This is a genomic window from Chitinophaga varians, assembly GCF_012641275.1.
Classification (GTDB): Bacteria; Bacteroidota; Bacteroidia; order Chitinophagales; family Chitinophagaceae; genus Chitinophaga; species Chitinophaga varians_A.
Window position 1 is genome coordinate 2,830,252 of sequence record NZ_JABAIA010000001.1, and the last position, 14,311, is coordinate 2,844,562.

Annotated in this window: 11 protein-coding genes; 5 read left to right on the forward strand and 6 right to left on the reverse strand. The window is 44.8% G+C overall.

What is annotated here, in order from left to right:
• Window positions 1-25: 25 nt before the first annotated feature.
• Complete coding sequence (locus tag HGH92_RS11535) at window positions 26-1,762, reverse strand: thiamine pyrophosphate-dependent enzyme (RefSeq protein ID WP_168870862.1); 1,737 nt, start codon at window positions 1,760-1,762, stop codon at window positions 26-28.
• Window positions 1,763-1,906: 144 nt separating this feature from the next.
• Here HGH92_RS11535 and HGH92_RS11540 point away from each other — a divergent pair, with 144 nt between their 5' ends.
• Entirely contained in the window at window positions 1,907-2,284 is a 378-nt protein-coding gene (locus tag HGH92_RS11540) for a septal ring lytic transglycosylase RlpA family protein (protein WP_168870863.1), read from the forward strand.
• A 55-nt stretch (window positions 2,285-2,339) separates the two neighbouring features.
• On the opposite strand, the gene HGH92_RS11545 is transcribed toward HGH92_RS11540, so the two are convergent.
• Complete coding sequence (locus HGH92_RS11545; RefSeq protein WP_168870864.1) at window positions 2,340-2,894, reverse strand: type 1 glutamine amidotransferase domain-containing protein; 555 nt, start codon at window positions 2,892-2,894, stop codon at window positions 2,340-2,342.
• Window positions 2,839-3,135: a hypothetical protein gene (locus tag HGH92_RS11550; RefSeq protein ID WP_168870865.1), complete on the reverse strand. Its 297-nt coding sequence runs from the start codon at window positions 3,133-3,135 to the stop codon at window positions 2,839-2,841. Before HGH92_RS11550 ends, HGH92_RS11545 begins: the two co-directional genes overlap by 56 nt.
• A 45-nt stretch (window positions 3,136-3,180) precedes the next feature.
• On the opposite strand from HGH92_RS11550, the gene HGH92_RS11555 reads away from it, so the two are divergent.
• Window positions 3,181-4,437 carry a DUF3472 domain-containing protein gene (locus tag HGH92_RS11555; RefSeq protein WP_168870866.1) on the forward strand — a complete coding sequence of 419 codons (1,257 nt, stop codon included), beginning with the start codon at window positions 3,181-3,183 and terminating at the stop codon, window positions 4,435-4,437.
• A 194-nt stretch (window positions 4,438-4,631) separates the two neighbouring features.
• Window positions 4,632-5,738 (forward strand): magnesium/cobalt transporter CorA, encoded by a 1,107-nt coding sequence (corA, locus tag HGH92_RS11560; RefSeq protein WP_317166391.1) that lies wholly within the window; start codon window positions 4,632-4,634, stop codon window positions 5,736-5,738.
• On the opposite strand, the gene HGH92_RS11565 is transcribed toward corA, so the two are convergent.
• Window positions 5,735-6,241 (reverse strand): DUF2480 family protein, encoded by a 507-nt coding sequence (locus tag HGH92_RS11565; protein ID WP_168870868.1) that lies wholly within the window; start codon window positions 6,239-6,241, stop codon window positions 5,735-5,737. The genes corA and HGH92_RS11565 overlap by 4 nt on opposite strands.
• 106 nt (window positions 6,242-6,347) lie before the next feature.
• A complete protein-coding gene (locus HGH92_RS11570) occupies window positions 6,348-8,441 on the reverse strand; it encodes a peptidylprolyl isomerase (protein WP_168870869.1) in 2,094 nt (697 codons plus the stop codon).
• Between the two features lie 766 nt (window positions 8,442-9,207).
• On the opposite strand from HGH92_RS11570, the gene nadA reads away from it, so the two are divergent.
• The gene (gene nadA, locus HGH92_RS11575) at window positions 9,208-10,215 is read left to right on the forward strand and encodes a quinolinate synthase NadA (RefSeq protein WP_168870870.1); all 1,008 of its coding nucleotides are present in this window, start codon (window positions 9,208-9,210) and stop codon (window positions 10,213-10,215) included.
• Window positions 10,216-12,219: 2,004 nt separating this feature from the next.
• Here the strand turns inward: nadA and HGH92_RS11580 are convergent.
• Window positions 12,220-12,456: a ferrous iron transport protein A gene (locus HGH92_RS11580; protein ID WP_078669684.1), complete on the reverse strand. Its 237-nt coding sequence runs from the start codon at window positions 12,454-12,456 to the stop codon at window positions 12,220-12,222.
• Between the two features lie 159 nt (window positions 12,457-12,615).
• Between HGH92_RS11580 and ybeY the strand changes: the two genes are divergently transcribed.
• The gene (ybeY, locus tag HGH92_RS11585) at window positions 12,616-13,047 is read left to right on the forward strand and encodes an rRNA maturation RNase YbeY (RefSeq protein WP_168870871.1); all 432 of its coding nucleotides are present in this window, start codon (window positions 12,616-12,618) and stop codon (window positions 13,045-13,047) included.
• Window positions 13,048-14,311: the final 1,264 nt, after the last annotated feature.

Consider the following 14,311-nt stretch of genomic DNA (forward strand, 5'->3'; position numbering starts at 1 on the left):
TGTGCAATCCGTTTTGTTTTGTTACCTATAACACGTCTTTGATATGTTTGTAGTTTGATTTTACTGCATCCAGCACATCGTCCAGTCTTCCTCCCAGTATCAGTTTCCCCATCCACAAAGCATATCCTTTCATCTGCTCAAATTCTATTTTCGGCGGCATGGCCAAAGACGCAGGATTCGTGAAAATATTGACCAGCACAGGACCCGATGCATCCCTTACCCTGGTAAGTACCGGCTCCACTTCATCGGGCGTGCGAATGGTAAAAGCAGTAAAGCCCATCGCTGTGGCTACTCCGGCAAAGTCGGGATTAACCATATCTGTTTGCCAGTCCGGCAAACCGGCAACTTCCATTTCCAGCTTTACCATACCTAACGCCCGGTTGTTAAAAACGATCACTTTTACAGGTAAATTATATTGTCGGATGGTCATCAGATCGCCTAATAACATGGTAAGCCCTCCATCGCCACAAAGGGCGTACACTTCACGTCCCGGCTGGCACAAAGCAGCACCAATGGCCTGCGGCATGGCATTAGCCATAGAGCCGTGGTTGAACGACCCTAACAAGGTACGTTTTCCTGTTGCTTCAATGTACCGCGCCGTCCAGACATTGGTCATTCCGGTATCTACGGTGAAAATAGCATCCTTTGCTGCCAGCCGGCTGATCACCGTGGCCACATACTCCGGACTGATGGCTTCTTCTTTGCCACGGTCTTCCACATAGGTGTTCAGTTTCCGTTTTACCTCTTCATGAAATTCCACCATAGTGTCCAGGAATTTGCGGTCTTTTTTGTCGAGTATCATCGGCAACAGCGCCTGCAGGGTAGGAGCGATATCCCCACAGAGGCCCATTTCCAGGGATGCACGCCTGCCCAGCCTTTCCGGCTGATTATCTATCTGCACGATCTTCGCGTTTTCCGGCATAAACGGCGTATACGGAAAATCTGTTCCTAACAGCAGTACAACATCCGCCTCATGCATACTTTTATAAGCAGATGCCAGTCCCAACAGCCCGGTCATCCCTACTTCGTGAGGGTTGTCGTATTCTATGCCCATTTTCGCCCGGAAAGAATACCCCACCGGTGCTTTCAGCAGCGAGGCCAGGGTCACTACTTCATCATGGGCGGCAGTAGCGCCCAACCCACAGTAAATGGCCACTTTTTCGGCCGACTGCAGCAATGACGCCAGCTGTTGCAGTTCTTCTTCCGCCGGCCGAAGCACCGCTGCCGGCCGGTATACTTTTAACGCTGTACTGATATTTTCCGCATCAGCTGATGCCACATCTCCCGGCAGTCCCAGTACAGCCACGCCTTTTTTATGCACAGCATGTTGCAGGGCCGCCTGTAGCATGCGCGGGGCCTGTGCGGGCGTATTAGCGACCTGGTTATAGTGACTGCAATCCGAAAATAACTTAATCGTATTCGTTTCCTGGAAATAATCACTGCCAAATTCATTGGTCGCGCAGGTGGAAGCAATGGCTATCACCGGAGCGCCCGAACGATGCGCATCGTACAAGCCGTTAATCAGGTGTACATGTCCCGGCCCACTGCTTCCGGCGCAACAGGCCAGTCCGTTGAGCTGTGCTTCCGCGCCGGCCGCATAGGCGCCTACTTCTTCATGACGCACATGTACCCACTGGATACGGCCATCTCTGCGCACTGCATCGTTAATATGATTTAAACTATCTCCCGTAACGGCATAAATACGCTTGATACCGGCATCCGCCAGCATCTCCACTAATTGGTCGGCAACTGATTTTCCCATAAATATGTTTTTGTTTTTTCAGGATGTGTTTTTTAAAAACAACAGCGCTGGTACTTTGTTTAAGCCTCCATTGCTTCAATAAACGGACCCGTACACCCATCAGAAAATATCATTATATTTATACGACTAAACTGCGGCCTGTTTATGAGATTATCGTTACATCCACACCTGTTACTCGCCTGTGCAATACTGATGATCAGTATAACTGCGTGTAGCCGTAAGGTTACCCAAAATGGGAAGGCTTCCTATTACGCCGATTCCTTCGATGGGAAACGCACTGCCAGCGGAGAAACATTCCGGCAGCGACACCTGACGGCAGCCCATAAATCGCTTCCTTTTGGTACCCGCGTAAAAGTTGTCAATATGGCCAACGGCCGCTCGGTGAAAGTGCGCATCAATGACAGAGGCCCGTTTGCTCCCGGCAGAATCATCGATCTTTCTAAAAAAGCAGCGTCTAAACTGGGCATGCTTAATACCGGTGTCGCAAACGTGGAAATAAAATACAAAAAGCCTAAAAAATAGGGAAGGAGAAACACCACAGCATTTCTCCTTCCACAAGCGCCAAACACAGTTGTTGTTACACAACATGCTCACCCTCTGCTATTTCTTCCACCATCTTTTTACAAAATGCGGGCAGATCCTTGGGTGTCCTGCTGGTCACCAGTCCGTGGTCTGTAACCACTTCTTCGTCAGACCAAACAGCACCGGCATTTTCCAGATCTGTTTTCAGGGAAGGATAGGACGTGACCCTGCGACCGTTGAGTTCTCCTGTTTCTATCAGCGTCCATGGACCATGGCAAATCGCTGCTATAGGCTTTCCGTCTTCAAAAAAACCGCCTACAAAAGTGACCGCCTGCTGATTGATACGTAACTGGTCAGGGTTTAATACACCTCCGGGCAGTACCAGCGCATCGTAATCCTGCGCATTGGCTTCGGCCAGGTTCTTATCTACCGGATAATCTTTCCCCCAATCTTTTTCTGCCCAGGCCTTTACTTTTTCTTTTTCGGGAGAAATAATATCCACTTTTGCTCCTGCGTTTTTTAACGCTTCCAGTGGCGCTGTCAGCTCCACTTCCTCAAATCCGTTGGCGACCAGTATCGCCACCTTTTTGTCCTGCAATTGAGTTCCCATAAAACATAGTTTTTTCGTGAATAAAACCGGATGATTTCGCCCGCTGCGCCTGACGGGCACAGCTAAATTCCAGATGTTGTTCTCCTTCCAACTGCACAAAAAAGGTTCCCTTGCTCATACATATTGCCTGTAGCCTGCTTCCAGCGCCCGTGGTCGTATAGCCGTTGTATATATTTTTTCCCATACCGTAGAAAGAAAGGAATCTCATTCCAGTGTAATATTTTGATGCCAGCTGTTGCATTTGGTGATTCCTACTGTTTTATTTGTTGACACTAATTCCTGAACAATGAAAAAATATATGCTTTTCTGTGCCCTGTTCAGCCTGCTGGCTACACAACAGATTTCGGCGCAATCATCTCCCGTGGTGCTCCCGGGTTCTACGGCCTATGCAGATCCGGAGGAAAAAAACGTGGACATCAATGAAAACAAGGGCGTGATCAACTGGACCGGCAATGAGAATACGGTTAATTTTTATTTTCACGCCGCCACCACCGGCAAACTAAAAGTCGCCCTGCAGGCACGCTCTGATGCAGGCAGCAAAATACAGGTTACCCTAAATGGAATATCCAAAACAGTTAGCATTCCTGCCAACAATGATATAGTCGCCATTCCTGCACTGGAAACGAATATCAAACAAGCAGGCTTCTATACCATCACACTCAGGGGACTGGAAAAATCCGGCAAGCTGTACGCTGATGTGAAAGCCATAAGCCTGGAAGGTGCCGCTACCAAAGATATCCAGTTCAACCCCAAATCATGGCGGCGTTCGGCCTCCGTACATCTCAACTATCCCGTTCCTGAAGGAAAAAATGTGGAGTGGTTCTATGGTGAGATAAAAGTACCGGCAGGAGAGGACAAGATCGGTACCTATTTTATGTCTTGCGGCTTTCACCGCGGATACTTCGGTATGCAGGTCAACTCGGCTGTGGAAAGAAGAATTATTTTCTCCGTATGGGATGCCGGTAGTGAACCAGACAAACGCGATAATGTAAAATACGAAGACCAGGTAGTGCTGCTCGCCAAAGGTGACAGCGTATATGCCAGCGGCTTTGGTGGAGAAGGTACCGGTGGCCACAGTCACTGGGAGTACAACTGGAAAGCCGGCGAAACCTATCGCTTTTTGATGCACAGCGTTCCTGTTGGCACCACTACCACCTATACCGCGTATTTCTATGTGCCGGAACACCATGAATGGAAGCTGATAGCCAGCTTCCGCGCACCGAAAGACGGTAAGTACATGGGGCACCTGTACTCATTTCTCGAAAATTTCTCTTTTGAAAACGGCCACCTCGGCAGAAAAGGTTACTACGGCAATCACTGGATAAAAACAGATACCGGCGAATGGATAGAGCTGACCAAAGCTAAATTCACCAACGATGCTACAGCAAAAGCCAAAGACCGGCTGGACTTCGGCGGAGGCTCCGAAAACGGCTGGTTCTATCTGTGGACCAGCGGCTTTAAACCTGCCAACGCCAAATACGGGGACTTTTTTGAACGTCCCGCCACCGGCAAACATCCGGAGATAACGCTGCCCCGTTTTTAATATTCCGTTTAACCGTGATCGTTATATTGTACTTTAAAAAGCCGCAAAATTTTGCGGCTTTTTTGTTTATCAATATCCTATATACCCCATAGGACTTAAGGGACGAATTTACTTTCGGGCTTCCTTACCGGATTTTGATTTAAATTCGGTAAGGAAAATGATCTTTTGCAGATATCGTATTTATGCTTAAATCAGTGAAAAAGAGACTGCCCATTCCCGGTGTGCTGGACGTATTAGATGAGCTTAACCCTTTCAAGGTAAAGCGGCAGCGCATCATGAACTTTAATCCGGCTACGAGCGTGGCTTCGCGCAAACCGGCTGAAACCAGTAAAATCACCGTTTTCGATTATAGCGGTAACGCCTGTACGGAAACATCAGTGTCGCTGGAAGAAGTATTTGCTTATCGTGACAAGCCCACTTTCACTTGGATCAATGTGGATGGTATCCGGAAAGACGATGTACACGCTATTTGTCAGCATTATATGATCCATCCGTTGATGGAGGAGGACGTGCTCAGTATAGGGCAGCGCGCCAAAATGGACGATATCGGCGGACGGCTGTTCTGCATTCTGCCGATGATGTATTTCAATAGTGAGGCGTCTACCATAGACCAGGAGCAGGTGAGCATCGTGATGGGAAAAAATTTCGTGATTTCTTTTCAGGAAGATCCTACCAGGGACGTGTTTGACCCCGTACGGGAGAAACTGAAAATCCCCGGTTCCCGTATTCGTAACGGCTCCATGGATTTTCTCTGTTATTCGCTGCTGGACGTGATCGTAGACAGCTATTTCACGGTACTGGATAAACTGGGGGAAAGAATAGAGCTCATGGAAGATATTGTTCAGCACGAACCCAATACCCGCACACTCGCGCGGATCAACTTCCTCCGCCGGCAGGTATTTCTCTTCAAGAGGGGGATAGCGCCCGTTCGTGAGCTGGTAAATGGTTTCCTCAAAAGCGAAAGCGATCTGCTGGAAGATAATGTCACTAAATACTATAAAGACGTGTATGACCACATCATTCAGTGCAATGACCTGGCAGACAACTACCGCGACATGATCCTCAACGTACAGGAGATGTACCACACCCAGCTCAATCTTAAAATGAACGAGATCATGAAAGTACTGGCAGTAGTAACCACGTTGCTAACGCCATTAACACTGATTGCCGGTATTTATGGTATGAATTTCCACAATATGCCGGAGCTGGAAAGCCGCAATGGTTATTTCTATACCCTGGGCGGCATGGGACTGCTCCTGGTACTGATGATCCTGATTTTCCGGAAACGTGGCTGGTTTTAGGCCTTTTTCTTATACACAGGCACAGAAGAACATGGCTCACCGTACATAATGCTCTTGGCCACCGGGCGCAGGAGCCGGGTTATTTCTGCATAGGCCACTTCACCCACGCGCTGATCGCCACAACCTTTGATCACTATACGCTTGTCTTCAAAAGCAGCTACATCCAGTGTAGATAAATTCTTAAGGTACAGCGTTTTATATATGAATTCTGCGTCGCCGAAGGCAGCATAGGCCGCCACCGGTTCCAGGTTGGTCATTACCAGCATATAAGCCCACAAAGGCACTACCGCGTCAGCAGTACATACCAAACCCACATTTTTTCCACGGTATTGTTCCCAGTCGTGCGACTGCATAGCCGTACGAAAGTCTTTCTCTTTCAGGATCATTCCCATAAAAAGATAGTCTTTCATATCAAAAATGACAGTCTCCCCCTTGGGGTAGAATTGTTCCAGGTCGATGGTTTCCAGGCCACTCTGCGCTACTTTATTAACGATTTCATCCATAGCTGTCTGTTTTTAACCTCACAAATTTACGAAGATATAGGCATGTAAAAAGGGAGGCATTGCTGCCTCCCTTCTCCTTATGTCAGTTAAAAATGTATGCTTTCTACTAGAAGAACTTACCGCGGGTATCTTTGATATCGCTTTTCTTCTTCAGTACTTCAAACAGTTGTTGATCGAGCAGGGATTTAATACCTTGTTCGTAAGCAGCCTGCTGGGTAGCCAGGTCCTGCGCAGGTTGTGCAACAGGCTCATAGCTGTCTGCTTTGATCACGTATACTGCAGCATTACCTTCAATCGGAGCAGATACTTTTGCAGTACCCCAGCTTTTGTTAAAGGCAGCGCCGGCTACGCGAGGCTCAAAGCCGAGAGAAGCGATAAACGGAGAAGCGAAGCTTACACCTTCAGCTTTCAGCACTGGCTGATTGGTAGATTTAGCAGCTGCGTCCAGGCTGGCCGGAGTTTGCAGTTTAGCGATGATCTGTTCAGCTTTTTTGTGTTTTTTCACTTCTGCTTCTACCTGAGGTCTAACGTCATCCAGCGGAGCAGTGCCTTCAGCGCGAACGCTGGTCAGTACAGCCACCACATATTTATCGTCAAAAGTGAACACAGTGCTCACATCGCCTTTTTTAGCTTCATAAGCCCAGCGAACCAGTTCGCGGGACTGTCCGATACCAGGGATGACGAAATCCATCGGGCGGAGGTTGTCAGCAATTCTTTTATTCAGTTTACCCTGTTGAACGTTCTTTTCGAAATTAGCAGCGGTACGGCTTTTACCTGCGAAATCGCTGGCGGCGCCGTAAGCGTTGTTGTTGGTTTCTTTGCTGGCGTCAACGGATTTACCGAGGTAAGCCACTTTGATAGCCGGGCCAACGTTTTTCTGGTCCATGATTTCAATCACGTGGTAACCGAACTGGGTTTTTACCACTTTGATCTGACCTTTGGAACCTTCGAAAGCGAAATCTTTAAATTCAGGTACAAACTGGGTAGCAGGTGTGATGTCATATTCACCGCCATTTTGTTTGCTGCCCGGATCATCGGAGTACTGGGTAACCAGCGCCTTGAAGTCAGCGCCGCCTTTCACAGCCACTTCGATGCTGTCAGCACGTTTTTTAGCGATAGAATCCGGTAAACCGCCCTGAGGACCGGAAGCTATCAGGATGTGACGCACTTTCACGCTGTCGGGCATGTTTTTGCGGTCCACCATTTTAGCAAACACGATCAGGTTATTATCGTAATACGGGCCGAATACAGCACCTACAGGCAAATTTACGATAGAATCTTTCTGAGGCACCTGGGCTGCATTTTTAGAAACATAGCCATCATAATATTTGATCTCGGAGTTACGGTTGATAAACCCGGCAATATCATGGGTGGTGTCCAGTTCTGCTTTCAGGGCAAGAATCTGGTGGATGGCAGCAGCAGAGTCCTGGGCAGATGGAATAGCATCAAAAGAAACATATTCCACTTTGCGGGATTCTTCTACTTTAAAAAGTTGTTTATGGTCCTGAATGAAACGGTTCAGTTCAGCATCAGTTACTTTAATAGTGGAGTCAGCGATAGAAGCATAAGGTACGCTTACATAAGAGACAGTAGCAGTTTTGCTGTTGTCTTCCTGCTGTTGGGCGGCCATCCATTTAGGATAATATACACCTTGTTTGATCAGGGTGATATATTTCAGCTGTTCCTGTGATTTGGCGATATAGGTTTCCAGCTGAGCCAGGGCCGCACGGATCTGCGGGTTCTGAGGAGCCTGGGCGATGGTCTGCTGCAATGCCACACGGTCAAACTGACCGTCACGGGTAAATTGCTGAACAACGATCGGGTTCGGGTTTTTACCTTTAATCTGGTCAACCACTTCCGCTTCAGTCACTGCAACACCCAGTTTAGCATATTGGGCCTGCATAATCTGTTCATTCAGAAACTGGTTCCAAACCTGCTCACGGATATATTGGCGGGTTTGTTCGTCAATATTACCATTGGGCATCTGCTGGCGTGCGCCTGCTTCAGCATCCTGAATACGGCGCTGGTATTCTCCGAGATCCAGCTCTTCACCGTTTACTTTACCCACAGTAGTAGAACGGCGGGCGAGAGAACTTTTGCCAAAAAAGGCATCCTGCAACAGGAAACTAACAATAGCCAGGCAAATCACTACTACGATCACGACGGCATATTTGTCCCTGATTTTCTGAATTACTGACATATATTATATAGTCTACATTTTTAAGGATAGCAAAAATAGAATAAATAAACTGTAACTGCAAAAGAGTATTTTTTCCGTCCAAAGCCAATACAGCAAAGGATTTGAGGCCTTTCTAACACTTTTGTGGACTGGTTATCATTCACAGGTTTTCCACAGATATCCCCTTTTTTCAAAATGCTTTTTTTCAATGCTTTAGTGTTTTAAAATGCCCGCAGGAACAGCTATTTTCGTAAAACAGCCATAACCGGTACGCCAACAGTTTATGCACAAATGTGAAAAAGCCATTTTCTATAATCCACAGTAAAATGTGAATAAAACAGGTCTATTTTCAATACACATACTTTTCGGCGGTTTTTGTCGTCCGCTCGGTTTTTTTCCACAATTGCTGTGTAAAACCACCTGTAAAACTGAAAATAAGGTGGGAAAAGGTGCCTTTAGACTGCGGTAAAACTAATTTTGTTTTTCTCCTAAAAGTTTACCTCAGAAAATGAGGATGTGAATTGTGGATAGTAAAAGCGTTCTTCTAACATTTTTCCAATACCCCCATGCCTGAAAAGATTTTCACCAACAACGATATCCACCTATGTGGATGAAGTAGGTAAAATGCAGCAATGACGCGGAAAGAGGGTGTTAATTAGATGTGGAAAGCGTATAAAAAAGGAATAACAACTACATTTGTACAGGTGCTGGAAAATTAATTTCCACATATTCACAGCCCTAATAGTAGTGGGCTTTTCTTTTTAAATAAATAAATAAGTATATAGCTATGATTACAGAAATCGCTGTCGCGAAAAAAAATTTGCAGCATAACGGATTTTTGGATATACCAGTTGACCCTGCCCTGGATTTGTTTGCAGCGATCGAGAATCTGAAAAAGGAAAAAAATGCGATCGTTCTGGCGCACTATTACCAGGAGCCGGATATTCAGGATGTAGCCGATTACATCGGGGACAGTCTCGGCCTCAGCCAACAGGCTGCCAAAACCGATGCCGATATCATCGTTTTTGCCGGTGTGCACTTTATGGCTGAAACGGCAAAAATTCTGAGCCCTCAGAAAAAAGTACTTTTACCCGATCTGAAAGCAGGATGTTCCCTGGCTGACAGTGCTCCTCCGGAACTGTTCAAAAAATTCAGAGACAAGTACCCTGACCACATTGTGATTTCCTACATAAACTGCTCTGCAGGTATCAAAGCACTCAGTGATATTATCTGTACTTCTTCCAATGCAGAAAAAATTATTGAAAGTGTTCCGAAAGATCAACCCATCATTTTTGCGCCGGACCGAAACCTGGGATCTTACCTGATCAAAAAAACCGGTCGGGACATGGTACTGTGGAACGGGGCCTGTATGGTACACGAAATTTTTTCGTTGGAAAAAATCACTAAACTGAAAACACAACATCCGAAAGCAAAAATTATAGCACATCCGGAATGTGAGCCGGCGGTACTGGCGGTGGCTGACTATATCGGTTCCACTACCGGTTTGCTGAACTTCAGTAAAAAAGACGATGCGCAGGAATATATCGTGGTGACAGAAACTGGCATTCTCCACCAGATGCAGAAAGAAAATCCGGGCAAAACTTTTATCCCGGCGCCTCCTAATAATGCATGTGCTTGTAATGACTGTCCACACATGAAATTGAATACGCTCGAAAAGCTGTATTTGTGCATGGAATACGAACAGCCGGAAATTACCATGGAAGAAAGTCTGAGAATCGCAGCCAAAAAGCCGATAGAACGCATGTTGGAGATCAGTGCACGTGCTGGTCTTTAGTTTAACTGTTTGATTTTCAGTAAAATTCAAATTTGTTTTTTTATTTAAGCAATGTATAGCAATGAGCTAAAAGCCCCGAGGTTTGCACAGCCCCGGGGCTTTCCTTTTTTAGTTCGAACCATTTAATTCTCAGGACGTTATGAAGGCTTTGAGAATTCAATATTTCTGATTGTTCACACTGTTTCCCCGGTTAACCTACCCCTGACCTTCCAAGTTCTCTTTCCCGATGTGCATAACAGTCTAAATTTTCATTTTGAAGGCGCTGAGGTTTTAATTTTTTTTTGAAGCCTTGGGTAATCCCGCAAAATTTTTTTTTATGAGATTCTCAAAGCCTTATAAGTTTCACGAGAGTGCTTTATTCGAAATATCGTTGTGACGTGCCTCCGGATTTTCTTTTATCATAAGGTTGGCGACCAGTTTTTTGAAGGCGCTGAGAATTGAATGAAATATCAATATGCGGGGTTTTCCCATGGTTTGAATTTCCATTCAATTCTCAGCGCCTTCATTTTTTGGACAGGTCCGCGTTTTCTGCATTAGGAGACATTAGCAACCGCCTTATCCCGGCGGATAGCCACATATGAAAATCTTTTTTTTCGGGCATACAGGCGCTATGGACCCAGGTACAAACTATTTTTATGAGTGCTCTGAGAATCGAATATTTTGTTCATGTCAAGGGTATCCCCAGGGTTTTAGTTTTCATGAAAAGCTCAGCGCATTGTCTGTGCGCTGAGAATGGGACGAGTATTGGGGTATCCCCGGGTGTAAAAAATCCACGTGATTCTCAGCAGCTTGGGAGAGCGCTGAGAATCGCATGAATTGATGATGATGTAAAATTGTTGGGAAAGTGAAAACTGATTGTATTCTCAGACGATAGGCAAGGCGCTGAGGTTTGAATATTTGTGACCGGAATTGATTGTTGTGGACAAGAAGAGAAATGGACGATCCTCAGCGTATAACCAACGCCGTGAGAATCGCATATTTTTCTTTGGAAGAGGAGGAGAGGTGAAAGGCTGCATGGCACGCCAGTCTGGGAGCGTAACAAGTGCGCTGAGAATTGAATATTTTTTTCTTTGCTGATTGCGTAGCATATGAAATAATTCATACGGTTCTCAGCGGTTTGGCAACACGCTGAGAATCGCATGCTTTGTATAGCGCTGGATGAATGATCGAAAGCATAATTCTCGAGAGCTTGGCAGATGGCTGAGAATTGAATGGAGGATTTTCTTTCGGGGTTATACCAGGATTATGATAAAACCCCAATTCTCTGGGGTTGGCCCTATGAAAATTCGAGTAAAAAATCAATTTATTCAGAAAGGGTCTGGAAAATCAAAAAATTTTTTTTGTTTTTTGTCTACAGCGGCTCCAAAATGTGGAAAAGATGTTTTTTATTTTTCTTTTCGTTAAAATGATTCACAGAATGTGGATAAAGGACGTTTTATTTTTTTTTCGAAGCAAAATGTGTCATTGTTAACCAGTTTTGTGGAAAAAGAACCAAGCTAAACAGAAAATTTCGCTGGTTTAGGTTAAAAATGTGGAGAAATACTTGAATTTTTCTGAATCCTAACGGAATTTGTATAAGAAAAGTGGATATGTGGGCTATTTCCTATGTTTTTTTCTCAAAAATGTGGAGAAGTCTGATACTTTCTGCCCAAAATTATTTTTTCAGAGCCCATTTTGTGGAAAAATGGCCTGGTTCAAAAATTTTTTTTGTTTTTGAGGTGTAAAATCTATTGTAAAATCACTTTTATATACAGATTTTGTTTTTCTGTGACTTGGATGCTAAAAAAATCTGCTTTTTTTCAGGAATTTTTTGTCCTGGGAATGGAATCTGTAGGGAAGAATTGCTTTTATGAGGATATAAGGTTTGTTTTCGACGAAAAATCACCTGTTCAATGGTGTTTTGCACGCCAAACCTCATTTTCAAAAAATTTTTTTTTCTTAGCAGGGAAGAATGGAAGGGGAAGTAGAAATAGGGAAGGAGAGGAGAAGGAAAGTAGAGGAAAATTATATTTCCTCTACCCAAATATGATCAGCTTCCGTTTTTCTAAGAGACAGGTTATATCCTGCCACCATAATTGAAATAGGATCACCGAGCGGGGCAATTTTTTCAATTTTAACGGTTTCACCTGGTACGCAGCCCATCTCCATTAACTTAATATGTAGATCGTCTTTTTCAAATTCTATTATTACTGCGCTTTTGCCTGTTGCCAGGGAAGATAATTTCATAATGCCTTTTTTCATACCTACGTATTAATCTGTTTAAACTAAGTTTGGCAACGGGAGTATTCAATGAATGACAGGGCAAAGGTACCGCCAGGCAGGGAATATGCAAAAAGAATCAGGTACCCAATCCAAAATTTCACTTTACTTTTACATCACTTTATTTAATTCAATACATTAATGGCAATTCAGTTTACAGCGCACGAGGTTAAAGTGGACCTGAAGGAGAAAAGAAAGTTAAAAACATTTTTAAAGGATTTGTTTGCTGATGAAGGGCAGGGGTTAAAGGACCTGCACTATGTTTTTTGTTCAGATGCCTATTTATTGGAGATCAATCAACAGTTTTTAAAGCACGACACTTATACCGACATTGTCACCTTTGAAATGGGAGAGGATCCCGCGGTGACAGAAGGCGAAATTTACATTAGCATTGACAGGGTAAAGGAAAATGCGCAGAAGTTTCATGTTTCCGTGAATCAGGAACTGCATAGGGTGATTTTTCATGGTGCTTTACATTTATGTGGATTTCGTGATAAAAGTAAAACAGAGAGTACTCTCATGCGTGAAAAGGAGGATGAATATCTTGTTAAATATTTCGGAAAGCTGGAATAAGCTACGATGTTTCACGTGGAACATTTTGTCTGATTCTAAATTACTCAATGTTCCACGTGGAACATTAAACTTCATTTAGGAATTGCTGTCCTCCTCCATCATTTTCATCTCTCCGGTTAGGAATCTTAACCAATAAGAAGTTATTTTAAAGGATGTACCTGCTAATGGTATGTCCTGCAGTGCGCTTATCTTATTTCAAGAGCCTGGTTTACGGGCCCCGTCCTTTCTTACCTCCAGACATGTTGCCCAGGGACTCGCTTCGTATTGGCTGCACAGGCCGCTAGAGGTTATCTGGTACAAATTGACTGAACTTGCATCGAAATGGCGGCTACTTCCTGGCTACCTTGATGGTTGTTCTGAAACCCGATTTTCGCCCGGAGACTATCTGATTAGTCAGAGCCTCATAAAGGAGGATACTATCCAAGCGTTTCTAAGATGGCTGTGCCCGGATTATTTTCTTACCATATTGCTGAAGATCTATGTTACCTGTACTGCTGGTTTAAGCCATTACCTGGAAAAGCCCGAAATACCGTACCTGGCATGTACCACCAAATCACGTTGAAATATCTGGTGCCTTTATGGGAAAGAGGAGCGTAAGCCATCCTTGTCTGCGCCAAGACACATCCGTTTTAAAATGAATCGAGGTGCAAATATTTTCCTGAAGATGGTCATATCCATTCCGTTGAACTTTGTCCATTCCATTAAAACGGAGAGAAAAGCATTTTTGAAGTAGACGATTTCTATTTTTCAAACAAATATTACGGGACACCTAAAATGAGAAATTAAAGAGACATGACCCTGGTTTGCCATACTATGAACAGCTTCTCCCAGGGTTGGGGAATATGGCCGGTGATCCGGAAGGATAAGGACCTTTCACTGTTTTATAGCCTTTCACCAAAAAACGCAGTTGCCTGAATGTTCAGGTCGTCTACCTGTTTCGGCTGTAAACCGTCTGCATCCCCTGGATGCAGACGGTATTAACCGGCCTTCAGGGCATCCACAGGATTGCGCAGGGAAACACGGGCATTTTATGCGGATATCCGGCCCAGGGACATTAAAGCTGCATATGTGTTTTGAAAGTTGGCATCGGGAATCACATGCCATATCAATTCTCAATCGGATTGTTTTCTGTCGGAGGTAGTATTCCGGAATCTTCTCCTGATTACTACATGATGTTGATCTTACACGAGCCTGATTAATTCCGCCTCAGTTGGATATATCCTAAATGGGGAAAGTATTTATTCCCTGACCGGAGCTCCTGGGT

What these genes read in the sequence shown, in the direction of transcription:
- HGH92_RS11570 (WP_168870869.1), bottom strand. Translation starts at nt 8,441, where the DNA reads ATGTCAGTAATTCAGAAAATCAGGGACAAATATGCCGTCGTGATCGTA.
- ybeY (WP_168870871.1), top strand. Translation starts at nt 12,616, where the DNA reads ATGGCAATTCAGTTTACAGCGCACGAGGTTAAAGTGGACCTGAAGGAG.
- nadA (WP_168870870.1), top strand. Translation starts at nt 9,208, where the DNA reads ATGATTACAGAAATCGCTGTCGCGAAAAAAAATTTGCAGCATAACGGA.
- HGH92_RS11535 (WP_168870862.1), bottom strand. Translation starts at nt 1,762, where the DNA reads ATGGGAAAATCAGTTGCCGACCAATTAGTGGAGATGCTGGCGGATGCC.
- HGH92_RS11565 (WP_168870868.1), bottom strand. Translation starts at nt 6,241, where the DNA reads ATGGATGAAATCGTTAATAAAGTAGCGCAGAGTGGCCTGGAAACCATC.
- HGH92_RS11555 (WP_168870866.1), top strand. Translation starts at nt 3,181, where the DNA reads ATGAAAAAATATATGCTTTTCTGTGCCCTGTTCAGCCTGCTGGCTACA.
- HGH92_RS11540 (WP_168870863.1), top strand. Translation starts at nt 1,907, where the DNA reads ATGAGATTATCGTTACATCCACACCTGTTACTCGCCTGTGCAATACTG.
- HGH92_RS11580 (WP_078669684.1), bottom strand. Translation starts at nt 12,456, where the DNA reads ATGAAAAAAGGCATTATGAAATTATCTTCCCTGGCAACAGGCAAAAGC.
- HGH92_RS11550 (WP_168870865.1), bottom strand. Translation starts at nt 3,135, where the DNA reads ATGCAACAGCTGGCATCAAAATATTACACTGGAATGAGATTCCTTTCT.
- HGH92_RS11545 (WP_168870864.1), bottom strand. Translation starts at nt 2,894, where the DNA reads ATGGGAACTCAATTGCAGGACAAAAAGGTGGCGATACTGGTCGCCAAC.